Origin of the sequence: Methanosarcina vacuolata Z-761 (assembly GCF_000969905.1) — an archaeon.
Lineage (GTDB): Archaea > Halobacteriota > Methanosarcinia > Methanosarcinales > Methanosarcinaceae > Methanosarcina > Methanosarcina vacuolata.
The window spans coordinates 393,296-416,610 of sequence record NZ_CP009520.1; the positions used below are offsets into that span (position 1 = coordinate 393,296).

Below are 23,315 nucleotides of genomic sequence, written 5' to 3' on the forward strand. Positions count from 1 at the left end.
GTAACATTATCCGTAACAGGGCAACAGATAATCATAATTCTTGATCGCTCGTTCATTCTAGGAATTTTGGATGGCATATTTATTTCAGGCGATATGCCCATATTATTATTACATATAAAATATAATACATAAAGTTTCAATAAATCACTGAGTGGTAGTAAAATTGAGTAGGGGGATGTATACACATGGCTAAGAAATTTGAAAATAAGGAGATAAGGGAAGAGTCTTCGGAAGCACCAACCCAACGTAGATGCGGAGCGATGGAAGTTCATCACAGGTTGTTAGCGGAATCTGAATCATATGCCAGAAATCGCGATCAAATTGAAAATCTGGCTCTTGCATATAAACGAGGGCTTCGAGCGGTATCTCGGACCGGGATTGTCCAGATTCCTGTGGTCGTTCATGTTGTATGGAATAAAGAAGAAGAGGATATTTCTGATGCTCAGATCCAGAGCCAGATAGATGTCCTTAATAAAGACTTCCGCAAGTCGAATTCAGACATATCGCAGGTTCCTTCTGTCTGGAGCAATCTTACGGCAGACCTGGGAATTGAATTTTCTCTCGCAACGAAAGATCCAGATGGGCATCCGACTTCAGGAATAACTCGCACTCAAACCTCAGTGACATCTTTCACTGTCGATGACAAAGTTAAATCCAAATCTTCTGGCGGTGAGGATGCATGGCCGGCTGACCGTTATCTGAATATGTGGGTATGTAAGCTTGGCGGGGGTCTTCTGGGTTACGCACAGTTCCCAGGAGGGCCAGCTGAAACAGACGGTGTTGTTATTACTTACACAGGATTTGGTACCACTGGAACTGCCAGACCACCATTTAACGAAGGGAGGACAGCTACCCACGAAATAGGCCACTGGTTAGACCTATATCATATATGGGGTGATGAATTGAGTTTTGAAGACCCATGTTCACGCTCGGATCAAGTTGATGATACTCCAAACCAGGCAAATGAAAACATTGGCGTTCCGGCATTTCCACATATTAGTTGTAACAACGGGCCTAATGGTGATATGTTCATGAATTACATGGACTACGTTGATGACAGATGCATGGTTATGTTCACACAGGGCCAGGCAGTTCGTGTAAATGCATGTCTTGAAGGGTCACGGTCATCATTCCTTACTGCGGCGCAAAAAGCAGAGGTCAAGAGAGCATCATCTGAAGGTAAAATGCCTATGCCAAGGTGAAGTATCTCTGAGGAAGATAAAAGTATCATTGCCTGAGGAAGGAATACCTTGCCGTTTTCTTCCTCTGTATCAATTTTGTCCTGTGTCACAATGAAACAACTCGAAATGGAACCAGTCAGTAAATGTTCTGAATAAATGGATGAGGTTACTGCTAACTTTTGATTTTGTATGGTATATATAAAGGACAGGCTATGACCGAATTACCTGACGAGATCTTCCGAAAATGGATACATTCCTTTGAAGAAGATACGAATGGAATAACTGTGTATAGGCCAGTTGAGTATGATTTTCCACTAGCGCGCGGTCGAGGTGGTATTGAGTTCAGGCCAGATGGAGTGTTTATCTCCTGGGAAATTGGTCCTACTGATGCCACTCGTGGAATTAATGGACACTGGAAGATAGAGGGTTCTGGGCGTGTAAGTGTGTCTTTTGAAGAGAGCACTCGACCTTCTACAGTCATAGAGATCCTTCAATGTGATTCAGAAGTATTGAAGGTGCGAAAATTGCCAGAATCTTCATGATTCGTGTTCGAGGTGAAATTATGGGGAGATATATAGTACTCTCGGATTCAAGCGAAAAACGCAGTGTTGAAGAATCTGCAAGGAACTTCGGAGCGCACTGGGCTCGTCTGGGAGATAAAACTGTAGTATGGACAGTTTCTAAAGAATGGGACACTTTCGCCAATAAAGCCATAGAGGCAGGCATGAGTCTCGACCAGGCAGAAGGTCGCAAATTGGAAGGTCAGTTTTATCTTGTTATCCAGACTGGAAGGGCATTCCAGGATGAACATCCTGAAGTTCGGATAATCATGGAAAAAGGCCGTTACCTGGTGGCCGATTTGCTTCCCGAAGAATTAAGCCGTTTCTCTAAACGTGAAAACGATTGGTGGGCGATACGCCCTCTGGCAATGGACAGCGTGATTATGGATATAATAAAACCGGAAGTAAGAGCGGCAGTTCCCAGAGTACAGGCAAATGTCGATGTTGTATCACAATCTACCTATAGTTCTTATCTGACTTCGCTGGTGAATTTCCTGACTCGCCATTCCTTAAGCTCTCAATTTACCAGTGCAGCAAAATGGGCTGCAGATCAGTTGCAAAGCTTTGGTTACCAGGTAAAACTGTATCCAATCAATATTGGAGACGGCAATAGCTATAATATCGTGGCAGATCGACCAGGTAGTGAAAGTGGGTCCTGTAAACTGGTGCTTGTTACTGCTCACCTGGATTCAATTAACATCAAAGGTGGAGTGGATGCACCTGCTCCAGGTGCAGACGACAATGCAAGCGGTGCTGCAGGAGTTCTGGAGATTGCACGCGTGCTTGCTGAGCGTCCTGCAAAAAATGACCTGCGACTTATCCTTTTTGGAGGAGAAGAGGAGGGACTTCATGGGAGTAAACAGTATGTCAGCGGGTTGTCAAAAAATGAGCGTACCCGTATTAGTGCAGTTATCAATATGGATATGATCGCGACCTTAAATACCGCATCGAAATCTGTCCTGCTTGAGGGTGATCCAGTTTCCCGGACTTTAATGGAAGAACTTGCAGGAGCCGCTGCCACATACACATCCCTGATTGTCCAGACATCCGAAAGTTCATTCGGAAGCGACCACGTACCTTTTATCGGTGAACTTATTCCCGCGGTTCTAACGATTGAGGGAACTGACAGCTCAAATCTCAATGTCCATACTGCTAATGATACTCTTGATCACATCAATTACGGACTCGCGCTGGACATTATTAGGATGAATCTCGCTGTTACTTCGAAGCTACTTGCTTGAGTAAATAGTCTTGATTGTTCGAAAGTGCTTTGCTTTCTTTGCGAGAATCAGGAAGGCATGGAAAATATACTAACTTTAAGATTAAAACACAAGTAATAAATGTTTTAAATAATGTAAATAAAATAATAATTATGTGTAGGTAAATTGTCATAATGGATAAAAAATATTATTCTCTAAGTGAGTGGGGTAAATGAAATGATTGGTATAGCAGCTGCTTTTGAAAAGGTGAAGATTCCGGAGACTGGGGAAACTTTTTCAACTGGTTGGCTTCCTCCATTGCCGGACTTGAGAGATTACACAGAAGGAACAACAGAAGAAGATGCCCAAATTCCTGAAATAACAAAAAAACTCGGGCTCCTGTCTTTCAAAAAGAAATCTAAAGCTTCTGAGCTGCACGCATCGGTAGACCTTAGAAGCTGGTGTTCGCCGGTTGAAAACCAGATGGATCTGGGTTCCTGTACTGCCCACGCAGGCGTAGGAGTGATTGAATACTTCCAGAGGCGGGCTTTTGGAAAGCACATTGAAGGGTCAAGGCTTTTTGTTTACAAGACGACAAGAAACCTGATGGGCGTTAAGGGAGACACCGGAGCCTGGCTTCGAGATACTATGGCAGCTCTTGTTCTTTGCGGGGTCCCTCCTGAAAAATATCACCCTTATACTGACAGGAAAATCCCGGGACCGGCAGGGGAACCGACCTTTGATGAAGAACCTTCGAATTTTGTATATTCGCTTGCCGACGATTTTGAGGCCCTTAAGTACTTCTGCCACGACCCGCAGGGTATGAACATCCTGCCTTCAGATGTTCTTTTTAGCGTGAAAAAGTACCTTGCAGCAGGAATACCTTCAATGTTTGGTTTCTTTGGTTTTCCCTCTTTCAACGATACAGATGTAAAAGGCGGAATCCCTTTCCCAGGTCCCAAAGAACAGGCAATATGGGGTCATGCAGTCGTTGCTGTAGGATATGACGATGATATAAAACTCAAAAACACCCTCAGCAACCAGGAAACCACTGGGGCCCTCCTGATTCGCAACTCCTGGGGGACAGGGTGGGGAGATCAGGGATATGGCTGGCTACCCTATGAATATGTCCTGAGTAAGTTCGCAGTGGATTTCTGGTCTCTTATCTCAATGAACTGGATTGACACAGGGAATTTCGGACTTAAACTCTGACGGTTCCACACCATTGAGGCACGGCCATCGGGGTTTAAAAGAGGTAATTGAGAACGTCTTCGATATTCAGCAACTCTATTCCAGTTCAGTAGTTAACATCCAGAAAACAAGATTTCGTCCTCAGCAATGCTGTTTTGCAGCAGGATTGCAGCAGGATATCTAAAACACTGAACTATATCACAGAGGCTATAAGTTTATTTTTATACCACGTTTATATAAATACTCACATATGCCAGAAGAAAGCAAAACTGCCCGGAACTTCAAGGAACTTAAATGGAGTGACCTCCAGGATTGGGCTGGAGGGAAAGCAACTGCAAAGGGGATTAAGTATCAAGAAGAGGGGCGTGTGAAGGAAATAAAATGCACTTCCACAGGCAGTCTGGTCGCGCGGGTAGAAGGGACGATAGAGTATTTCACTGAAGTTTCCCTTGAAAACGGGAAACTGAGTTCTATCTGTACCTGTCCTGTCGGGTATGACTGCAAACACGGAGTTGCAACTGTACTTGAATATCTTGACCTTATTGAACAGGGAGAAGATGTGTCGGTTGTTACTGAGGAAGATCCCCTTATTAAAAGATCCAGAAGAGGATTTGCAGGAGCCGGAACTTCTGGAGCTTACCAGGTCGAAAAATCTTCACGGATTCTCCAGGAATATCTAGAAAAGCTGGAGAAGCCGGAATTAATCCAGATACTGACAACGTTCGCAAAAAAAGATAACATGCTTGGCATATATCTGACAGACCGTCAGCACCTTTCATCTGAAAATCCGGAAGGAGTTATTGGAAATATCTATTCCGAGCTGGATGGGCTCTGGAGAGAATTAAAAAGTTTTGATTTCTGGTCTTACGAAAGCGAAGAAGTGCCTGATTTTTCAAAGTTACAGGTTCGGCTTGAAAGCCTCCTCGATTCAGGTTATCCTGATGAGATTCTTGATATCGGAAAAGAGCTCATGGACCGATATAATGAAATTGAGGAATATGACGAAGAAAGGGATATCGGAACACAAATCTCCAGTTGCATGGATGTGGTGTTCAGAGCCTTATCTCAATCCTCTCTTCCTGCACATGAGAAAATGCTTTACACTCTTGATCTTGAGCTAAAAGATAATCACAGTATTCTTAATGAACCTGTTATCTGGAGAGAAGCCTATTCTCGGGAAGAGTGGAATCTATTTGCAGAAACCCTGAAAGTCCGGTTGCAAAAAGAAACAGAAAAAGAAACAGAAAAAGAAACAGAAAAAGAAACAGATATCCTGTACGAGTCATTCTGGGAACGAGATTATGCTGTTGACAGACTTATCGATGCCCTGAAAAAAGCTGGGCGTTCGGAGGAGATTATCCCGATCTCCGAGCTCGAAGTCGAAAGGACAGGCAATTATACGAGGCTTGTTAGAGAACTGCTCGATTCCGGGCAAAAAAAGAGAGCAGAAGACTGGATTCATAAAGGGATCAAAGAACTAAGAGAATATGACCCTGGCACTGCCTACGAGCTCTTGCAAACCCTTATTGAAATTAAAGAAAGCGAAGGAAACTGGCTTTTCATAGCTGCCCTTGAAACGGAAGATTTTTTCAGATATCCCCAACTTTCCAGTTATATTAAAATGCAGAAAAAGCAGCCATGAAAATTGGAAAGTGGCCGGAAATCCGAGAGGTTGCTCTCCAGTACTTGAGAAACGGAGAGTTGCCAGTCCGCCAGTCCAGAACTACGGAGGATTTTTCAATCATTCCGGGCATTCTCCCGGAATCAGGGCTGCTGGAAGTAAGCTGGTTAGAAAAAATTAAACCTCCTGTCCTTGATCTGTTGATTCATATAGCTATTCAAGAAAATGACGCTGATGAGGTAGTCCACTGGTATGAAGAGCTTAAAAAAAGCAAAGGTGCAGCCGAAATAGCCATACAATCTATCTTAGGAGAAGAAATTGCAAATGCTATAAAGGACAAATACCCTGAGGTTGCGATTGAAATCTGGAAAACCATTGCAGAAGAATTGATCTCAAAGACAAAAGTAAACTCATATGAAGTAGCATCAATATACCTCCGAAAAATAAAGGAGACGCTGGAATCTATTGGAAAGAAAGAGGAGTGGGAAGTATATCTTAACCAGATTCGGAAAGTCAACAGGTTCAAAAAGAAGCTGCTTGAAATACTAAATCGGTTGGAAAAATCCCGAATTCTCGACAAGTGAAAAAGAACAAAAAGAAAACTTTGCTGGTAAAATGGGTTGAAAAATTTATACACTTAAATTTATATATTTAATCTGATATAATTAAGAATAGGTTCAGGCTAACCTTAACTTCAGACACATATAGAATGCCAGCAAAAGTCAATAAAGAAGAATGTACGGGCTGTGGAACCTGTGTGGACGAGTGTCCGGTAGAAGCAATCGTTATTGATGAGGACGAAGGTTGTGCAGTTGTCGATGAAGATGAATGTGTTGAATGCGGAGCCTGTGAAGAAGCCTGTCCCAATGAAGCCATAACGATCGAACAACCTGAATGAGTCGGGATTCCACGTTTTAAATAGATTCAACAAAATCCGATTATTCAGAAGAATGGGTACAAAGCTGGTCAATAAGGAAAAGTCGATCAACGCTTGAAAGCGGCGTCCCATTCCGATTTTCGACTTTGTAAAGATCGCCGGTTTGCTCCGCTTGACGAAGGGAGGACTTTTGTTTCATATCCCATTACCTTCAAAATCGGCTCATATTCTCCGGATTTCTTGCCATTAAAAAGAACCAGCTTCAGGTTCGGAGCCATGTCTTTCAGCATTGAAAATTGGTTTATTTCTTCGTCCTTTATCTTTGTATCTTCGCTTCCTTGTCTTTTTCCGGCTTTGAAAACATCCCAGAGCCCTATTTTATTGTGTTTCAGGGTCTCAAGCCGATTTTGATAATCCATGCTCTGAAGGTCTTCTCCGATAATACTGCCAAGCAGCCTCCAAAAATCATTGCCTGGATGCCCGTAGTATTGATGCTTCCTTATAGAAATGTCTCCCGGAAGAGACCCAAGAATCAGGATTTCGGTATTTTCGTCAACGATTGCTGGGAAACCTTGCTTTTTCATTCTAAATAATCTGGAACTTAAGATTATTTCAAACTTTGGAAACGAAAAAATTAAACTGATCAAAAACTAAACTGATCAAAAACTAAACTGATCAAAAACTAAACTGATCAAAAACTAAACTGATCAAAAAACTAGATTAGTTGGAAACTAAACTGTTTGAAAATTAAATTGATTAAAAAATTAAATTTGAGTTATTTGTTTGGACAGGTCTTTGTAATAGTTAAAAAGTTCCTGTCCCCAGACAAGGGCGCTTTTCTCGAAACTTACCATCTCATGGTTATAGTACCTTCCTTCTTTAGAGATCATGGATAAGGAGATAAACCGATCTGTAACAATGCTGGAAGCAAGCTCAATTTTATGGTCGCAGACAAAAAGGTGCGTATTTTCCATATTTAAGAACTCTTCCACATCTGCCCTGTAGTCGGAAACTAGTTTTTCACATATTTGCCTTTCCAGAACAAGCGAAACCTCAATGCCTCTTTTTGCAAGGTCCAGATATAGACTCGGATATCCGGGGCGGAAAATTGAAGAAATCTCCATGACTGTCCTGGACTTGTAAAGAGGGTCCATAATTTCAGGAGGGTAATCAAAAATATGGGTTTTTCCAGGTAAAAGCTCTTTACAGCTACCAAGTTCTCCAATTCGGTCCAGCAAGTGAGGAGGAAGAGTCCGCAAATTCTGCCTTGCCCAGTACTCATGGTTTTCGTCGAAAACCCGAAAAGTGGAGAGAAGAGGTTCCATTTTTGGGACAATAAGCTTTCCTTTTACAGAGAGACAATAACTGTCCCCTTTTTGCACCAGCAGCCCTTCTTTGAGAAGGATTCGGATCTGGGCCATTATAGGACTGGAACTGACTTTAAGCCCTTTCTTAATTTCTTCAATTGTCTTTGGCCCGTCCTTCAGGAGTAAAAGCAAATTTTTCCTCTTGTCCGAAAAAAAAATTGTATCTATTAACTGAAGTTCTGTACTCATTTAATTTAACCTCCGGAAAGGGATTCTGAAGTGATTCTGAAAGTTGGTTGGAGATTCGACTCTGATGGTTTACATCTGAACAAACTGCCTTACCAACCGCGCTTACAAATTGCCTTATGTATGTTCTTGCCAATTGGTTGCTTTATTTATCAGTGCAGGCTGAACATCATGGATTCCGGGAAAGCTTCGCTTTCGGCTGTACCAATAAAATTATCGATACATTGCTCGTTCTCGATCTGCCAGGCTCTTGATTTATAGAACTCAATAAGCTCTTTTGCCCAGATTATGGCTTCAGGTCCGGAACAGGACATATACTCGTAATAAAATCTTCCATTGCTATCAAAGAGAGAAATTATCATCCCGCGGTCTGAGACCATAAGTTCAGCCAGCTTGACCCCGTCATTACAGACAAAAAGCTCGGTGTTTTCCAGCGTAGCAAGTTTTCTTATCTTCTTTTCATAATTCTGCATAATTTTTTCGAGTACCGACTCAGTGAAAATAAGGGTAACATCTGACTCCAGCCTTCCAAGCCTTGTGTAAAGGGGGAGAAATTCAGGCCTATAGAAAGACGAAAATACCATCAGATAACGTGATGAGGAGAAAAAATTCAAAAGTTCAGTACTCGGCTCAAAAATCTGGCTAGGATCGGGTTCAACCAGCTTGCAGTCCTTCAGGTCTCCTATTCTGTCGAGGAGATACTTAGGAATTCCACTCAGGTCGTGTTCGATCCAGTAATTATCTTGTTCGAGTAAAGTAAGGACATTGACAAGAGACTGAACTTTTTTAAAGACCTGATCTCCCATATCTGTCAATTCATAGCTGCCATTTTTTTGAATAACAAGGTTACTGTCTGTAAGCCTTTTGATCTGGGGTAAGATAGCCGTGGGAGAAACATCAAGAAAGGTCTTAATTTCTTCCATTGTTCTTGGTTCCTCTCCCAAGAGTAAAAGGAGGTCTTTTCTTTTCTGGGAACGAAATACTACATCTATTAACTCGTGTTGCATTCAAACCACTTCTATCGCGTTTTTGTATTAATATAGAATCTCTGTATCATGTGACACTAAAGTCTCCGCACAAAGACAGATGTAAATTCTACCTTCAGTCTGCTTTATACGACCTGAATAGGAAGAAGCGTTTGTGCCATTATTGAGATTCGATATATCCATTTATATAAAAGAGTTTGGATTAATAATTTTAAACGCGAAGGCATCTTGTAGATATAATTCAAAAAGTCTTAAACTAATTTCAGATACTCATAAAAACGATAGCTTTAAATGCATTTTTAAATTTTTACGGTCTTATATGACAGAATAATCAAGTTGTATAAAATTGAAATCGTAGAGTACGATCATTGAAATTTTTGATAGGCTTTATCTTAATAATCACATTGTTTAAACAATTTTGATATGTTTCCCCTCACGAATCTCAAAATTCATGAATCTAAAAAATATTCAAATGTATTTCAAATTTACTTCAAATATTTGAGGGGCATATCTCCTGAAAAACGGGTACATAAAATTTCGTGGCAAAATGCTCTGTAATCGATTCAAAATTTCAGACCTCTTATTGTCCTGTAAAAATCTTAAAAAAATTCCCGTCGGTTATGGTATATGTGATAATCTCCCCTAATAATGCTGTAAAGACGTGTCAGCATTAGCAGACATGCAAATTAATCAAAAAGGAAAAGTTCCGGTGAGAAGAAGTAAATTCTTTCGCTGGTAGACCCTGAGTAAAGTCTGGAGATAGAATCCTGTAAAATTGATGGATTGTAGATTTTTCCAGGGCTAGGGATCCTCGAAAGAAATGACTTCACGGAGGTAAAGTCGGAACCTCACAATACCGAGCATGTCCGGGACTGCAGACCCGGTAACGGTAGCGACCTTTTTGCTAAAAAACCAAAACGGAGGTTTAAAAATATGTTGGACTTTACAGAGGCAAGTCTGAAAAAGGTTTTAACCAGATACAATGTGGCTCTGGAAAAGGCAATGACGCCTGAAGAAGCCGCAGAAGAGATCTATCCTAAAGACGAACTGATTTACCCGATCGCAAAGGCCATCTTTGAAGGAGAAGAAGATGACGTTATCGAGGGTCTCCAGGCCGCAATCGATGCAGGCAAGGACCCAATTACACTTATCGATGACGCTCTCATGGTCGGTATGGGCGTTGTCACAAGACTCTATGATGAAGGTATCATTTTCCTTCCAAATGTCATGATGTCCGCTGACGCCATGCTCGAAGGTATCGAATTCTGTAAGGAAAACTCCGAAACTGCTCCTGTAACCAAGGGAACCGTTGTCTGCCACGTCGCAGAAGGTGACGTTCACGACATCGGAAAGAATATCGTTACCGCTCTCCTCAGGGCAAACGGTTACAATGTAGTCGACCTTGGAAGGGACGTTCCTGTGGATGAAGTTCTCAAGGCAGTTGCTGAAAACAACCCAATCATGGTCACAGGTACTGCACTCATGACCACCACAATGTACGCATTCAAGGAAGTTAATGACAAACTCCTCGAGAAAGGATATAAGATTCCGTTCGCATGCGGTGGCGGCGCAGTTAACCAGGACTTCGTATCCCAGTTTGCACTTGGTGTATATGGAGAAGAAGCCGCTGATGCCCCCAAGATTGCTGATGCAATCATCGCAGGTACCACAGATGTCGCAACATTAAGAGATAAATTCCACAAGCACTGAGGTGAGTTAAATGGCAGCAAAAAGATACACTTCAATGGCATACGCAAGCGCAGATGAAATGACCTTCGGCGTATCCAAGTACCCTGTAAAGGCAGGTCTCGGCCTCGAAATCGGTGCAGGTTACACAATTCCTGAAATTAACTATGCTCCTAGACCTGAAGCCGGTTCATCCAAGGAAAAGCTCGTAAAGGAATACGAGAGGATCACAACCGACATTATGTCAAGAATGGTTCAGGTCGGTTTCCCGGCAGTTATCCTCGAAACCGAGCACGTTCAGCAGATGTCCAACAACCCATCCTGGGGAGCAGAAGTTGCACATGCCCAGAAGACCATCATGGAAGAATTCCACGATGAATATGGTATAAAGTGTGCACTCCGCCACACAATCGGTGACATCCGTGAGAACAGGGATTTCCTCCAGCTCAGAGGCGACAAGTACTCTGTCTTCCTCGAAGCCTTCGAAGAATGCGCAAAGGCCGGTGCTGACCTGCTTTCCGTTGAATCAATGGGTGGTAAGGAAGTATTCGACTACGCAGTTCTTAGGAACGACATCGCTGGTATGCTCTACGCAATTGGCTGTCTTGGTTCCATTGACATGGAACTCATCTGGTCCGACATCTCCGCAATTGCAAAGAAGACCGGAACTGTTTCTGCAGGTGACACTGACTGTGCCCAGGCAAACACTGCAATGTTCATCGGCGGTGGACTGCTCGACAAGAACCTCGCCCACACCCTTGCAATCCTTGCAAGAGCAATCTCTGCTCCAAGATCACTCGTCGCATACGAATGTGGTGCTGTTGGTCCAGGTAAGGACTGCGGATATGAAAACGTCGTTGTCAAAGCCATCACAGGTATGCCAATGACCCAGGAAGGTAAGACCTCAACCTGCGCTCACTCTGATGTAATGGGTAACCTCATTATGCAGTGCTGTGACTGCTGGTCCAACGAGTCTGTTGAGTACCACGGTGAATTCGGCGGTACAACTGTTCAGTGCTGGTCCGAGTCCCTTGCATACGACTGCGCCCTTATGAATACCGCTCTTGAAACCAAGAACGACAAAGTTCTCAGGGACCTCCTGATGCTCTCCGACAGGTACAGAGACCCACAGGCGTACGTACTTGCATACGACAACGCCTACAAGGTCGGTCAGGCAATTGTTAAGGACGGAGACAACATCTATCTCAGAGCAAAGAACGCTGCAGTCGAATGTTGCAACATTGTCGAAGAAGGTGCAGCTGGCAAGCTTGAGCTCTCCAGGTTCGAAGCCAAAGCCCTCGCAGACGCAAAGGCAGCTCTCGAAGCTCTTCCAGACGACATGGACAAGTTCATGGACGACTGCTTTACAAAATACAAGAATGAAATTAAAGTCTTCCTGCCGGAGAACTACGGCCTTTAAGCCGAACCCTCCGGTTCTCTTTTTTTTTAAATTTGTTTTGAATCTCCATAATTCTTAATATTTCTGGCTGTTTTGGTTTTGCATGTTTTTGTCGTTTTCTTCTGTTCTGAGTTCCTGTGTAATTCCATTTTGCATGTAAGCGCTTCACTTTTATTCATAGAATTTATAATCACAAGCTTCTCCCCACTTGACCACACTTCACAATGTTTTAGCTCAAGCTTTTTTTTAAAAGAGTTGCGGTCACGCCGACCATATTGTTGTTGAGGTTTTCGGTCAGGCCTTTTCAAAAAAAGCTTGCAGAACTCGGGCGAGATGTTACCCTAATTAATAGACCGATAAAAAAAGAAAGTAATATATAGAACAACATGATAAAAATAAAACAACCAATGTCGAAATATTGTGCAATTAAATTTGAGGAACAGAATATTTTTTCAGAGCATGAGAATATATCTTTTCAGAACATAAGAATATATCTTTTTAGAACATAAGAATATATTTAATTTAATAATTACATAGAAAAAAAGAAAAAACATATATACATTAGTGGAGTATCGATAATTAGTAGCGTGGGACAAAAAAATATACCATCAGAAAAAAATATACGAACAGACAAAAACCGTGCCATCAATAAGGAGTTAAAATAATTCTCCCATGTTACTTTTTCTTCCTTTAATTTTGAACTCTTAAAATGATCCCGTTTTAGGGTTAATATGTTTCATTTATATATGGAAGCTGTTACAGTAGTTCCTCAACAATTTCTAAAGCTGAATTTTTGATCTGTTTTTCCAGGAGAACTCTATCAGGTTGTGTATGAAATAAGCACTCGAAATGACCAGGTTTGTGAATGCTCAGTTTAAATACTGATTTTGAATACATTACTAATTTTCGATTATTTAGACGGATCAGGGCTTATCCGCAAATTCTTTGAAAAAAGCCCGGAATATAGAATTACAAATCGAGAATTAAGGAGAGAATAAAGAGAAAGAAATGTATTTTTAAGGGGGACGGATAAAATTGAAAATAATTATTCTGATATGTGGAGAAGGGCTTGGTCATACCAGCCGGTGCCTTGCGTTGGGGAAAGAACTCCTTTCTGGCGGACACGAAGTGCATTTCGGAGCATATGGATATTCAAAGGAGCTGGTCGAAAAAACAGGGTATTCGGCACATGAAATCCCTTCAGAAATAAAGCTGATCGGAAAAGCTGGAGCCCTAGATCTTACAAGTTCAATTGAGGCTACCCTTAAAAGTGCTGACATTTTTGGAGGACCAAAACTCCTTAAACTGATCAAAGAGATTGGTCCTGATGTCGTTATTTCGGACAGCTATTATCTGGGAACTCTCGCTGGCTTTACACTTAGAATTCCGGTATACCTCATCCTGAACCAATCAAATATGGAAGAGTTTTTCAAAAACCGTGGAGTATCCTTGAGGCTTCTTGGAGAAGTGACCAGAAAGTTCTATACCCAGATTTTTGAAAAAGTAGACAAAATAATTATTCCTGATTACCCGCTTCCTTATACCGTTTGCAAGAAAAACCTTAATTTTCGGGGTAGAGTTCAGGAAAAGCTATTCTTCAGCGGTCCCCTTATAAAAGAAAAATACGAAGATGTGGAGTCAATTCCCCTTAAGAAACCACATATTGTTTCACTTATAGGGGGCTTCGGATACAGAGAGCCTATTTTCAGAAAGGTGCTCGAAACAGCAAAACTTGATTCGTCCATTAATTACACCCTGATTTCAGGTCCTTCCCTCGATCCCTCAAACCTGGTTGACCTGCCAGAAAATGTACAGATTCTTAAGTTCATAAAAGATACATATCCATACCTGAAAAGTTCTGATGCAGTAATAGCTCCAGGAGGGCACAGTACTATGATGGAAGCCCTGAGCTTTGGGATTCCTATCCTTTCTTTTCCTGACAGGGGGCATAGTGAGCAGGAAAATAATGCTGAAGTAATCGAGGAAGAAGGCTACGGAAGGATGCTCAGCTATTCCACGCCTCCTGAAGTCGTACTCGAATGTATTCGGGAAGTCCTTGAGGAAAAAAGATACAGGAATAAAACCGAAAGGCTACGAAGACTTGCCAGAGAACTGGACGGGCCTCGTGCTGTAAGAGAAATGCTTGAAAAAGATTGTAGAGAGAAAATTTTGTGAAAAGTCTCTTCAGTTTCCGCAATACTTCTACAAATCCTGCATAATGAATAAAGTGATCCGGAAAAACCATGATCACTTTGTAATATCACTTTGGAATGAGATTCTTCAGATACTTGAAAAGAGCAGCATGGTTTTCGAGCACGAGATCCGCATGCTCAATCTTTTCAGGTTCAAGCATACCCGTAACTGCAACACAGTAAATCCCTGCCCTCTTGGCGGCGGTTATCCCCAGAGGTGCATTTTCAATTACCATGCACTCGTTTTTTGCCAGGTCAAGTTTCTCAAGGGCTTTAAGGTAAGGGTCCGGGTCCGGTTTTCCGCGCTCAAGGTCACTCCCGGTAATTATGACATCAAAACAGTTAGAGAAATACTTATTGACAACTTTATTTACGGTATCAGTATGTGACCCTGAAACCAGAGCGAGCTTGAAATGCCGTTTCAATGCCTTAAGGCAGTCCGGGATACCTTCATAAGGCTTTATCCGATCAAACTCGAGAACCTCACGTTTCTTTTCAGGCAATTGCTCTAAATGCCAGGGTTCAGGCTCCTTTCCGGCCTCTTCGAAAATTGATTTAATTAATCTTTTGTTGTTTGAGCCTTCGAGCTCATAAATGTCTTCTCTGGTAATGTTAATACCAATTTCCTTGAAGGTTTTAACCCAGGCATCGGCCTGGAAACGCATGGAATCTATAAGAACTCCGTCCACATCAAAAATTATTGCTTTTAACATCTATTTAATAGATTGCTATAATCTATAATAAATATTATGAAAAATAAAGTTCTATAAAATCTCTATATAGAGATCTATTAGGTTGTGATAACCTGATTATTTTTGAGCAGATTTTTCATTTGAAATACTTCTCGTACAGGATCCCTCCCAGCCAATATCCTAAGAGGGCAAAAAGGAGTGTGCCCGGAAAATAAATAGAGGGCCCTAATCCCTTAACAGAAAATAATATATTGAAAAATAAAATATAGGAAATTAAAAAGATAAAAAATCCAATTATCTCAAAGTATATTTTTGCTGGTTTCAAGTTTTATCTGAGCCCCCTCTCCCTAATCCATAAACTTATAAATCACAAGATCTGGCTTGTTGAACTTTACTTCCTACTTTCTTTCTACTTTTTTCCTTTCTTTCTACTTTTTTCCTTTCTTTCTACTTTTTTCCTTTCTTTCTACTTTTTTCCTTTCTTTCTACTTTTTTCCTTTCTTTCTACTTTTTTCCTTTCTTTCTCCGCCTTGCTTGTCTTCTTCTCCTTCTTTCTTGAAATTAAGAGAAATGGAGTTAATGCAGTAGCGTTTTCCGGTTGGTGCAGGTCCGTCTTCAAATACATGGCCCAGGTGGCTTCCGCAGCGAGAACAGACTACTTCTATCCTGTTCATGAAATAACTGGTGTCTTCTTTGAGCCTTACCCTGTCGCTGGAAATAACGTCAGAGAAACTTGGCCAGCCGGTTCCGGACTCGAATTTTGTGTCCGAGGAAAAGAGCTCCTGCCCGCAGGCAGCACAGGTGTAAACTCCTTTTTCCTTGTTATAGTACAGGTTGCCGGAAAAGGGACTTTCCGTACCTTTCTTTCGCAGGACGTGATATTGTTCAGGAGTAAGTACTTTTTTCCATTCTTCTTCAGATTTTTCGCCCACTTTCTGTTCCATTTGTGAACCCCCTTTGTATATGATTTAGTTGTTCCAGCGATATTACTATTTTTTGAGTCAGCAAAGAACAATTGTATTTGGCATGAAAATGCTGCCATCTGCAAGCATTTTCATTGATTGTGCATGTTATTCGAAGAATATCATGTGCGTTTGGAAGTAAAATCAATGGTAAATTTGCATTTGGAGTAAAAGGGGAAACTACATTTATATAAATCACATAATTAAATTACAACGTGAACTAAAATGGTAAAAGCTGCATATTAAAATCGAGAATCAAATGATAAGTATAATAATGAATTATATTATATGTAAATATAATGATTCTGAAATAAAACATGTTGGTTTGGGGCAACATGGGAGAGAATCTGACAGGAAGAAAAGACCATAGTATAATAGTCGCTGCACTTATCTTTGCATTTCTTGCAGCAGTCTTTATAGTTGTCGTTTTTAAACAAATTAACCCTGGAAAGTTTACTCTGCCTTTTTATTTTCTAGTAATGGGACTGTATTTCTTTGCTACAGCTATGGAATCCGAAAGTAAGCTAGGAGAAAGGCTTGCTTCTTTGAGCTGGACTCTTAACATGCTTGGCTTCGTTCTCTTTTATCAATACTTAACAGGAAACCTGCAAAGCTGGATCTATATGTGGCCGCTGATTTTTCCCTCCGGAATTGGATTGGGGCAGGTCTGCTATGGAACGGTTAAAGCCAAAAAAGAGCCCATTGAGCGTGGGAAAGTACTCATCCAGGTGGGTTTTGGGCTCTTTATCCTGATTTTTGTAATCTTCAAGCTCTTTTTCCAGTAAAATCCGATTTGAACGCTCAATTCTTTAATCTGGCCTATTTAAGGCTATATGCTCTTAAAAGCCTTTAAGAAATATAGTTTTTAGCTCTTTCTTGACTTATTCATTCAGAGAAGGCTTGTAATTCCTTTCTTTCTGTAATGCCGTAACTTACAGTTATCTCCAGTAAAAGTACAGCTAAAGAACAGTATTTTTGGACAGAGCTCCCTGTAAGTATTTGCCTGCAAGATCTCATCTCAAAAAGTTTTTAATATTTTGGATAACAATTTTCATTTGAAATTTTCGTTTAGTGGTATAAATGGAGCTTTCACAATACATAGCCAGGGGAGATTATACGTGCTCCTCACTAAAATTTGCGGTTTTTAGGAAGGTTAATTGGATTTTAACCTGAAAGAAATGGTAATTTTTTTGTAGAGACTCGTATCTTAGTTAATTGTCTGAAAAAAGGAGGAATAAATTCCAGTTTGGTAGTGAATTTAAGAGGACCCTATTACTCTTATTCAGTTAAAAACTCCGAGGTAAGGCATCAGTTCTTATGCTGCTCTTTAAAACCCTGATTCAAAATGAGCTAGAATAAAAAACTCGAAGCAGACATACTATGAGTATGTACTCCATGACTCCGCTCTTCGCTTCTATCAGGATATGAGGGTGCCTAAAAGGAACGATGTCAAAAGAAAAGGGACAAAGGTATGAAGGAGATAGAGATATGACCGGAAATGAGAAGGGAATGAAAAAACGGCTTGAAAGGGCAGGAAAAGTAAGATGGGAAAAAATATCGATTGGGAAAATGAAAGGAAAAGTGAGCGTAACCAAGCCTGCAGGGACTTCTGTTTTTCTCCTGGGAATCCTATTGCTGGCTGTGGTGATGGCTGAAAGCGGATGTACGGACTATGATTGCGAACGTGGCTCAGGAAATGTGGAAACTATAACCCGTAGCATTGAACCTTTTCACAGCTTGGATTCACGTATTTCAGGAAACGTATTTATTGAGCAAGGGAACAGCAGCCTTAGAATCGAAGCAGAAGATAACATCCTGCCCCTCCTGGAGACCAGCGTGGAAAACGGAGTTCTGGTAATCAATGCGAAAAAATGCATCCGCCCCCAGAAAACTATTAAGATCTATGCAGGGATGGAAGAAGTCCGGAGCCTTTCCCTCAGTGGTTCGGGGGATATTATAGGAACTACGCCGATTGATTCTAAAAACCTGGATCTCGCAATCACAGGTTCAGGTAATATCAAACTGGAGACAAATGCCAGCTCTCTGAAGAGCCTGATTTCCGGTTCTGGGGGTGTCCTCCTGAAAGGCAATGCCTCTTCACATGAAATAAATATAGAAGGTTCGGGAAGTGTTGATGCTCCTGAACTCAGGACCGAGATGACCAGAGTAAGTATCAGGGGTGCGGGAAATGCAAATGTCTACGCGGACCGGAAACTTGACACTAATATAAGCGGAAGTGGAAATGTATTCTATGGAGGGGACCCGGATGAGTGCAACACGCAGGTTTCAGGCAGCGGCAAAGTCACAAATAAAGGCAGATAAATTAAAAGCAGATAAATAATTGAGTAAAAAATTAAGTAAATCATTGGATAGAAATCCGTCAAGTATTCTTAAATTAAATCATTCATTTCAATTTTTGCTGAAGTTTACTCGTGCCTTAGTGAGTCCACAGGCTTCATTTTTGCGGCTTTTCTTGCAGGGTAGACTCCCGAGACAAAGCCCACGAAAACAGCTACGAAGAATCCGGCCGCAATTAGGCTGAAAGGAAAGACGACAGGCAGTTTGAGGAGGGTTTCAACACTGTATGCACCTGCGATTCCAACCGTACTCCCCAGGAGGCCCCCGAAAACTCCGAGCAGGATTGATTCTATCATGAAAAGAAAAAGAATGTCAAAGCCTGTAAATCCAAGAGATTTGAGCACTCCTATTTCCCTCGTCCTTTCAGTTACGCTTACGAGCATGATATTCATGATTCCTATCGAGCCAACCAGCAGCGAGATTAGCGCAACGGCCGTCAGGAAAGAACTTAAAGCTGCAGCCATCATATCCGTCTGTTCCAGTACCTCTGCCTGATTGACAATGATATAAGGGCGGGAATCTTTATCTTCAAGTTCCCTTTCAGAAATCCCAAAATTTCTGGCAAGACGCTCATCGACCTCATCCGAAGTCTCCTTAACTGTTGCGGGGTCATCAGCCATTGCAAAAACCCCGCCATAATCTTTTTCGCCAAGTATTTCGTTCATGACATCGATTGGGATAAGAACGGCTTCGTTATCATTGTACGCCTGGATAACAGTGTTCTCCGGGTTCTGGATTATTGCTTTAACTTTAAAGGTCTTTGTAACTTTTTCGTCTTCTCCTACCCTGAAGGTTATGTTTATGGAGTTTCGGGCCGAGATGTTCCGGTCGAATTTCTCGTTTGCAACCTTGTACCCGATAACTGCCACATACCCGTCGTTGTCAGTAATAAAATCTCCTTTCTGAAGCTTTGTGTTTGCCACCTCATCATAGGATTTCCCTACGCCGCTAACCATAATATTTTTGGTTTCGGACATGTACGTGACTTCTGCAGTTTGTGATTTCAAAGGAGAAACTCCCGAAATTCCGGGTGTGTTCTCAACGATCTTCAACTCATTGTCGTAAAAAAGTTTGGGCTGCATCCCCTGAATATAAATGAAATTAGATCCTATATTGGTTACTTCATTCGTAAAATGCTGGTTGAAACTTGCCCCAAGAGACACATTTGCAATTACAGCTGCAACTCCTATGACGATTCCAAGCACTGTAAGGGTCGAACGCAGCTTTGCACTTTTAATGCTTCCAAAAGCGAGTTTTCCTGCACTGAAAAGGTGGATCATAAATGGAGCTCCGTTTTACAGATTTTATAAGGACAGGCTGGAGGAGTGTAAAATTATGAACTCATATAAAACCATTTTTTTCTTAAACTTTCTTTAAATGAATCTCTCAAACATATAAATTCTACTAAAAAAGGTATCTCGATAATTAGCTCTATACTTTTTATAAAAATTATCTAATATTGGTTAGAACTTTTTCAAATTGAGAGGAGATTTTTACCGTCAAATCTGAAGTAATCAATCTTGCTTTCGGGCAGCCCAATGAAGGAAAGCTCGTTGAATACCTCTGTAAAAACCCGAAATTTGTTCCCGAACTATCACTTGTAGCTTAATTTGATGGAAAAATAGCCTGGCATATTCTCTTTTTCTCTGTAGTAATCAAACTCGGGTACGGGAAAGAAACGATTTCACTTGCCCCACTTGCAGTTTTACATGAATTTCAGAGGCAGAGAACAGGAGGCGGACTCCTATGAGAAGGGTGAAAGCGTGCAAGCGGCTTGGATACGATTTCATTATTGTGTTGGAGCTTTGATCTTTTCCATCCAAATCTGGAAGTTCAGACTTTGCTGAAACGAGATGAACAGAAAAAGATATGAAGTCTTAAAATTAAACTCCATATTGGTAATTAGATTGATATGCAGGTAATTAAATAATATTATATTAAACAGCTAGTTAATGCTAAAGTTGCCCGGCTACGAATTATTCACGTGCAAGTAAAATTTTTTGTTTTAAGAGGGAAGGCATTTATTTTCAGGAAGGAGTGCATTTTCTTGCTTAAAGACAGAGTATTCGACAGACTTTCAGATGCAGGTTTCAAGATCCGAAGTAAATCCAAATCCAGAAAGGCTTCATCACGTGAAGCTATCTTTGGGTCCAGTCCTATAATTGATGCTGATTTCGTTGAGATCGATGACGTTGAGGTAGATAACGTTGAAGTAGGTAACTTTGAAGTAGATGACGTTGAAGTAGATGACATTGAGGTAGATAAGGAATTTTTCAGCGATTCGAACTCATCTCATGAAGCGGATTCAGAACCAATCGACTCGGACCTTCTGGAAAAACTCAGAGAATACCTTAAAACGAGGTCTGAAGAGGAGATTTTGGAGATCTTTAGGGAAGTCCGTAAAATTCTGGAGAGCCGAGGCTCTGAAAATGATTTCCGAAAGGCATCTGGAGAGGAGATCCCTATTAATCAAAGAGCAAGACTAAAAAAGATCTCACAGAATGCTTTCAAAGTCTTTCTGGAAACGGCTTCCTATGGAAGAAAACAGATAATAAACGCCTCAAAAGTAGCTTCCTCAAAAGCCTCAACAATAGCATCCGAAGGAAAAGAATCAATAATTGATTCCTCGAAAAAGATAAACGAAAAATGGAATAACCTGAGTCCCAGAGATCAAAAAATCATTTCCGAATTAATTGTTGCAATGATCGAGATTGGGCTGCTTAAAGGAGCCAGCCGGAGTAAACAGGCTGCATTTTCCGTTCTTTCAAGCATATCCAGGCGCCAGACCCCCGCACGGAAAGACCTGGAAGATTTTGGAGAAGGCCTGCAGAAACTTTTCAAGCGCAGGCATTAAAGTACGAAGGACCAAAAATATCTACAGTGCGAAATACCAAAAACATCTTAATAAATGCTACGCAGTCCGGAATGCTAGAGAATCAAAAATATCCGGGAACTTATATCCGGAAACTTATATCCAGGAACTTTATCCGGGAACTTATATCCAGGAACTTAAAACCTGTAAGGTTTGCTTATAGCTTTCACAAAACTTGCAGGGCTTTCTGCAACATCCCAGTTTTCGGCATTCCCTATGAGATATGTGTGGTCAGAAATCTGTTGCAGTCCGCCGGCATCATAATTTCCGATAATCAGGGAAAAGATCCGGGCTCTTCTTTCGGCTTTTATCTCATTCCATTCCCTAATAAGGGGTTTTTCTGAGAGTTCGGAATAACCATCGGTAAGGAAAAGAAGATCAGCTCCCTCGAAGGCTTTTTCGTTTTTCATAGCCTTAAGACCTGCGCGAAGTGCAGTATTAAAATCGGTGCCGCCGCCAAAAGTAAACTTCAGGAACTCCAGAAACTCCTCACCCATGCGCTTTTTATTCGTAAGTTCAATTTCGACTGTCTGCCATTTAGAGGAGAAGAGGATCACTTTAACGTCCCTGCTTTCTGTTAACATTCTTCTCGTAACTGCCAGAACTACAGCTTTTGCAAGAAGCTCTGGGCTTCCCCGCATCGACGCCGAGGTATCTACAAGGGCGACGACAGGCCCTTTTCTCTTTTTTCCTGCATTATCCGAGTTCCAGTTTTCTCCTTTTAGCTGGTAGGTCAGGAGTTTTCCTTCAAGCATATCAGCATAGAATTTACGCTTCAATAGAGGATTTTTTAGCTTTACGGTTTCCGCTGGAAGTAATGTCTGGATATCTCCCGATAAAGTGACCGAATGGACTTCGCTTTTACTGTACGGAGATAAACTCAGCTTTTTTGAACCGTACTCAAGTTCGATTCTTCCGACCTGCTCAAGAATTTCGTGAATAGCCGAGCTCTTTCTAAGAAGTGCGGCGTATTTTTCAAGGTTTCCGAAGTATTCTCTGTGAAGAGCCCTCAAGGAGTAATCCCATGCTCTGCCCGGAAAGAGCATTGAGAGAATTTCCAGCATTTCAAGGTGGTCTTCAAGCACAGGGATAAGCTCTTCAATTTTTACAGCGATGCTTTCTTCGATAACAGAATCAAGGGCTTCTCCTGCCTTTTCTGAAGACATAAAGTTCAGAGTCATTGAAGCAAGTCTTTCGGACCCCACAGTATTTCCAGTCTGCATATCTGGATTTTCCCAGGTCTCATGCTCGAAGTCTTGCAGAGAACTTTCCTCTTTGAGAGAATTTTCCTGCTGGAAGGAACGCTCCTGTGGAAGAGAATTTTCCTGTGTAAGGGAGCTTTCTTCTTTGAGAAAATTTTCCTGTGTAAGGGAACTTTCTTGTTCGAGGGGACTTTCCGGTCTTCTTTCTGGAGTTGCCTGTTGATTGGATGTGTTAGGATTTTCCTGCAACCAGGAATTTTCTTCAAGATCTCTTATTCTGCTTCGTTCCCACGCCGATTGAGTTTCATCGATTAGCTTCCTCAGGGCTTTAAGGCTTTTTTCCAGGTTTCTTGCGAACTTTTTCGAAAATTCAGATTCCAACTTTCCATAGTCATCCAAAAGTGTAAAAATTTCTTCAAGCAGGGCCCTGAGTATAAAAACACCTGCCAGGTTGTTGGCTCCTGCAAGAGTTTTTATTTCAGCCCAGACCCCAAAATCCCTTAAACCTAAAAATATTGGATAAAAAGCTCCAAATTTACTCATAAACAGCTTTTCATCTTTTATTTCGTACCCATCTTCTGAAAAGAGCTCATAAACAAGAATTTCTGCAATTTCTTCCCTGACTTGCCTTGGTATTTTTCGTGGAGTTGCCAGGACACCCCTGAGCTCAATATTCAATATTGTGGAAGGATTGAAGGCGTGGCTAAACGATAAAGATGAGCCTGATCTGTGAATGCCCTCGAAATCTTCTTTCCGCTTTTTTAATTCCTGCATATTTTTCCTT

At 41.4% G+C, this 23,315-nt stretch carries 20 protein-coding genes; 13 read left to right on the plus strand and 7 right to left on the minus strand.

The genetic code is table 11. From position 1 onward, the window contains the following. Positions 1 to 185: 185 nt before the first annotated feature. From MSVAZ_RS01770 to MSVAZ_RS01795, 7 genes are all read left to right on the plus strand, one after another. Positions 186 to 1,202 (plus strand): zinc metalloprotease, encoded by a 1,017-nt coding sequence (locus MSVAZ_RS01770; RefSeq protein WP_048117299.1) that lies wholly within the window; start codon positions 186 to 188, stop codon positions 1,200 to 1,202. 191 nt (positions 1,203 to 1,393) lie between these two features. Continuing rightward, positions 1,394 to 1,723: a hypothetical protein gene (locus MSVAZ_RS20700; protein ID WP_197078805.1), complete on the plus strand. Its 330-nt coding sequence runs from the start codon at positions 1,394 to 1,396 to the stop codon at positions 1,721 to 1,723. A 20-nt stretch (positions 1,724 to 1,743) separates the two neighbouring features. Next, positions 1,744 to 2,982 carry a M28 family metallopeptidase gene (locus MSVAZ_RS01780; protein WP_232316181.1) on the plus strand — a complete coding sequence of 413 codons (1,239 nt, stop codon included), beginning with the start codon at positions 1,744 to 1,746 and terminating at the stop codon, positions 2,980 to 2,982. A gap of 195 nt (positions 2,983 to 3,177) precedes the next feature. After that, a complete protein-coding gene (locus MSVAZ_RS01785; protein ID WP_048117302.1) occupies positions 3,178 to 4,152 on the plus strand; it encodes a C1 family peptidase in 975 nt (324 codons plus the stop codon). Between the two features lie 229 nt (positions 4,153 to 4,381). Beyond that, positions 4,382 to 5,773 (plus strand): SWIM zinc finger family protein, encoded by a 1,392-nt coding sequence (locus tag MSVAZ_RS01790; protein ID WP_232316182.1) that lies wholly within the window; start codon positions 4,382 to 4,384, stop codon positions 5,771 to 5,773. Further along, positions 5,770 to 6,336 (plus strand): hypothetical protein, encoded by a 567-nt coding sequence (locus tag MSVAZ_RS20980; protein WP_232316183.1) that lies wholly within the window; start codon positions 5,770 to 5,772, stop codon positions 6,334 to 6,336. Before MSVAZ_RS01790 ends, MSVAZ_RS20980 begins: the two co-directional genes overlap by 4 nt. Before the next feature lie 125 nt (positions 6,337 to 6,461). Then, positions 6,462 to 6,650, plus strand: coding sequence for an indolepyruvate ferredoxin oxidoreductase subunit alpha (locus MSVAZ_RS01795; protein ID WP_048117305.1), 189 nt, complete (start codon positions 6,462 to 6,464; stop codon positions 6,648 to 6,650). Between the two features lie 86 nt (positions 6,651 to 6,736). Here MSVAZ_RS01795 and MSVAZ_RS01800 read toward each other — a convergent pair whose 3' ends face one another. The 3 genes from MSVAZ_RS01800 to MSVAZ_RS01810 all read right to left on the minus strand — a co-directional run bounded on the left by MSVAZ_RS01800 (position 6,737) and on the right by MSVAZ_RS01810 (position 9,189). Further along, a complete protein-coding gene (locus MSVAZ_RS01800; protein ID WP_048117308.1) occupies positions 6,737 to 7,213 on the minus strand; it encodes a DNA-deoxyinosine glycosylase in 477 nt (158 codons plus the stop codon). A 180-nt stretch (positions 7,214 to 7,393) separates the two neighbouring features. Further along, positions 7,394 to 8,185 (minus strand): helix-turn-helix transcriptional regulator, encoded by a 792-nt coding sequence (locus tag MSVAZ_RS01805; protein WP_048117311.1) that lies wholly within the window; start codon positions 8,183 to 8,185, stop codon positions 7,394 to 7,396. Between the two features lie 149 nt (positions 8,186 to 8,334). Then, on the minus strand, positions 8,335 to 9,189 hold the full coding sequence (locus tag MSVAZ_RS01810; protein WP_197078806.1) for a helix-turn-helix transcriptional regulator: 855 nt from the start codon (positions 9,187 to 9,189) through the stop codon (positions 8,335 to 8,337). A gap of 912 nt (positions 9,190 to 10,101) precedes the next feature. On the opposite strand from MSVAZ_RS01810, the gene mtaC reads away from it, so the two are divergent. The 3 genes from mtaC (at position 10,102) to MSVAZ_RS01830 (ending at position 14,428) form a co-directional block, all read left to right on the plus strand. Continuing rightward, positions 10,102 to 10,878: a methanol--corrinoid protein MtaC gene (gene mtaC / locus MSVAZ_RS01815; RefSeq protein ID WP_048117314.1), complete on the plus strand. Its 777-nt coding sequence runs from the start codon at positions 10,102 to 10,104 to the stop codon at positions 10,876 to 10,878. A 10-nt stretch (positions 10,879 to 10,888) separates the two neighbouring features. Further along, positions 10,889 to 12,274 (plus strand): methanol--corrinoid protein co-methyltransferase MtaB, encoded by a 1,386-nt coding sequence (gene mtaB, locus MSVAZ_RS01820; RefSeq protein ID WP_048117317.1) that lies wholly within the window; start codon positions 10,889 to 10,891, stop codon positions 12,272 to 12,274. Between the two features lie 1,014 nt (positions 12,275 to 13,288). Beyond that, positions 13,289 to 14,428: a UDP-N-acetylglucosamine--N-acetylmuramyl-(pentapeptide) pyrophosphoryl-undecaprenol N-acetylglucosamine transferase gene (locus MSVAZ_RS01830; RefSeq protein WP_048117324.1), complete on the plus strand. Its 1,140-nt coding sequence runs from the start codon at positions 13,289 to 13,291 to the stop codon at positions 14,426 to 14,428. An 85-nt stretch (positions 14,429 to 14,513) separates the two neighbouring features. Here the strand turns inward: MSVAZ_RS01830 and MSVAZ_RS01835 are convergent, their stop codons facing one another. Together MSVAZ_RS01835 and msrB are read right to left on the minus strand one after the other, a co-directional pair. After that, on the minus strand, positions 14,514 to 15,158 hold the full coding sequence (locus MSVAZ_RS01835) for an HAD family hydrolase (RefSeq protein WP_048117327.1): 645 nt from the start codon (positions 15,156 to 15,158) through the stop codon (positions 14,514 to 14,516). A gap of 464 nt (positions 15,159 to 15,622) precedes the next feature. After that, positions 15,623 to 16,081, minus strand: a complete 459-nt coding sequence (gene msrB, locus MSVAZ_RS01845) for a peptide-methionine (R)-S-oxide reductase MsrB (RefSeq protein ID WP_048117334.1) — start codon at positions 16,079 to 16,081, stop codon at positions 15,623 to 15,625. A 353-nt stretch (positions 16,082 to 16,434) separates the two neighbouring features. Between msrB and MSVAZ_RS21920 the strand changes: the two genes are divergently transcribed. Both MSVAZ_RS21920 and MSVAZ_RS01855 read left to right on the plus strand, forming a co-directional pair. Continuing rightward, on the plus strand, positions 16,435 to 16,884 hold the full coding sequence (locus MSVAZ_RS21920; protein WP_048117337.1) for a hypothetical protein: 450 nt from the start codon (positions 16,435 to 16,437) through the stop codon (positions 16,882 to 16,884). A gap of 661 nt (positions 16,885 to 17,545) precedes the next feature. Continuing rightward, positions 17,546 to 18,421: a head GIN domain-containing protein gene (locus tag MSVAZ_RS01855; protein ID WP_048117340.1), complete on the plus strand. Its 876-nt coding sequence runs from the start codon at positions 17,546 to 17,548 to the stop codon at positions 18,419 to 18,421. A 104-nt stretch (positions 18,422 to 18,525) separates the two neighbouring features. Here the strand turns inward: MSVAZ_RS01855 and MSVAZ_RS01860 are convergent, their stop codons facing one another. Next, positions 18,526 to 19,737, minus strand: coding sequence for an ABC transporter permease (locus MSVAZ_RS01860; protein ID WP_048117343.1), 1,212 nt, complete (start codon positions 19,735 to 19,737; stop codon positions 18,526 to 18,528). 767 nt (positions 19,738 to 20,504) lie between these two features. Here MSVAZ_RS01860 and MSVAZ_RS01865 point away from each other — a divergent pair. After that, on the plus strand, positions 20,505 to 21,311 hold the full coding sequence (locus MSVAZ_RS01865) for a hypothetical protein (RefSeq protein WP_048117346.1): 807 nt from the start codon (positions 20,505 to 20,507) through the stop codon (positions 21,309 to 21,311). A gap of 155 nt (positions 21,312 to 21,466) precedes the next feature. Here the strand turns inward: MSVAZ_RS01865 and MSVAZ_RS01870 are convergent, their stop codons facing one another. After that, entirely contained in the window at positions 21,467 to 23,305 is a 1,839-nt protein-coding gene (locus MSVAZ_RS01870) for a vWA domain-containing protein (protein ID WP_048117349.1), read from the minus strand. Positions 23,306 to 23,315 lie beyond the last annotated feature (10 nt).

Bases quoted from the DNA above. Each gene is read 5' to 3' on its own strand.
- MSVAZ_RS01770 (WP_048117299.1), top strand. From the start codon at position 186: ATGGCTAAGAAATTTGAAAATAAGGAGATAAGGGAAGAGTCTTCGGAA.
- MSVAZ_RS20700 (WP_197078805.1), top strand. From the start codon at position 1,394: ATGACCGAATTACCTGACGAGATCTTCCGAAAATGGATACATTCCTTT.
- MSVAZ_RS01780 (WP_232316181.1), top strand. From the start codon at position 1,744: ATGGGGAGATATATAGTACTCTCGGATTCAAGCGAAAAACGCAGTGTT.
- MSVAZ_RS01785 (WP_048117302.1), top strand. From the start codon at position 3,178: ATGATTGGTATAGCAGCTGCTTTTGAAAAGGTGAAGATTCCGGAGACT.
- MSVAZ_RS01790 (WP_232316182.1), top strand. From the start codon at position 4,382: ATGCCAGAAGAAAGCAAAACTGCCCGGAACTTCAAGGAACTTAAATGG.
- MSVAZ_RS20980 (WP_232316183.1), top strand. From the start codon at position 5,770: ATGAAAATTGGAAAGTGGCCGGAAATCCGAGAGGTTGCTCTCCAGTAC.
- MSVAZ_RS01795 (WP_048117305.1), top strand. From the start codon at position 6,462: ATGCCAGCAAAAGTCAATAAAGAAGAATGTACGGGCTGTGGAACCTGT.
- MSVAZ_RS01800 (WP_048117308.1), bottom strand. From the start codon at position 7,213: ATGAAAAAGCAAGGTTTCCCAGCAATCGTTGACGAAAATACCGAAATC.
- MSVAZ_RS01805 (WP_048117311.1), bottom strand. From the start codon at position 8,185: ATGAGTACAGAACTTCAGTTAATAGATACAATTTTTTTTTCGGACAAG.
- MSVAZ_RS01810 (WP_197078806.1), bottom strand. From the start codon at position 9,189: ATGCAACACGAGTTAATAGATGTAGTATTTCGTTCCCAGAAAAGAAAA.
- mtaC (WP_048117314.1), top strand. From the start codon at position 10,102: ATGTTGGACTTTACAGAGGCAAGTCTGAAAAAGGTTTTAACCAGATAC.
- mtaB (WP_048117317.1), top strand. From the start codon at position 10,889: ATGGCAGCAAAAAGATACACTTCAATGGCATACGCAAGCGCAGATGAA.
- MSVAZ_RS01835 (WP_048117327.1), bottom strand. From the start codon at position 15,158: ATGTTAAAAGCAATAATTTTTGATGTGGACGGAGTTCTTATAGATTCC.
- msrB (WP_048117334.1), bottom strand. From the start codon at position 16,081: ATGGAACAGAAAGTGGGCGAAAAATCTGAAGAAGAATGGAAAAAAGTA.
- MSVAZ_RS21920 (WP_048117337.1), top strand. From the start codon at position 16,435: ATGGGAGAGAATCTGACAGGAAGAAAAGACCATAGTATAATAGTCGCT.
- MSVAZ_RS01855 (WP_048117340.1), top strand. From the start codon at position 17,546: ATGTCAAAAGAAAAGGGACAAAGGTATGAAGGAGATAGAGATATGACC.
- MSVAZ_RS01860 (WP_048117343.1), bottom strand. From the start codon at position 19,737: ATGATCCACCTTTTCAGTGCAGGAAAACTCGCTTTTGGAAGCATTAAA.
- MSVAZ_RS01870 (WP_048117349.1), bottom strand. From the start codon at position 23,305: ATGCAGGAATTAAAAAAGCGGAAAGAAGATTTCGAGGGCATTCACAGA.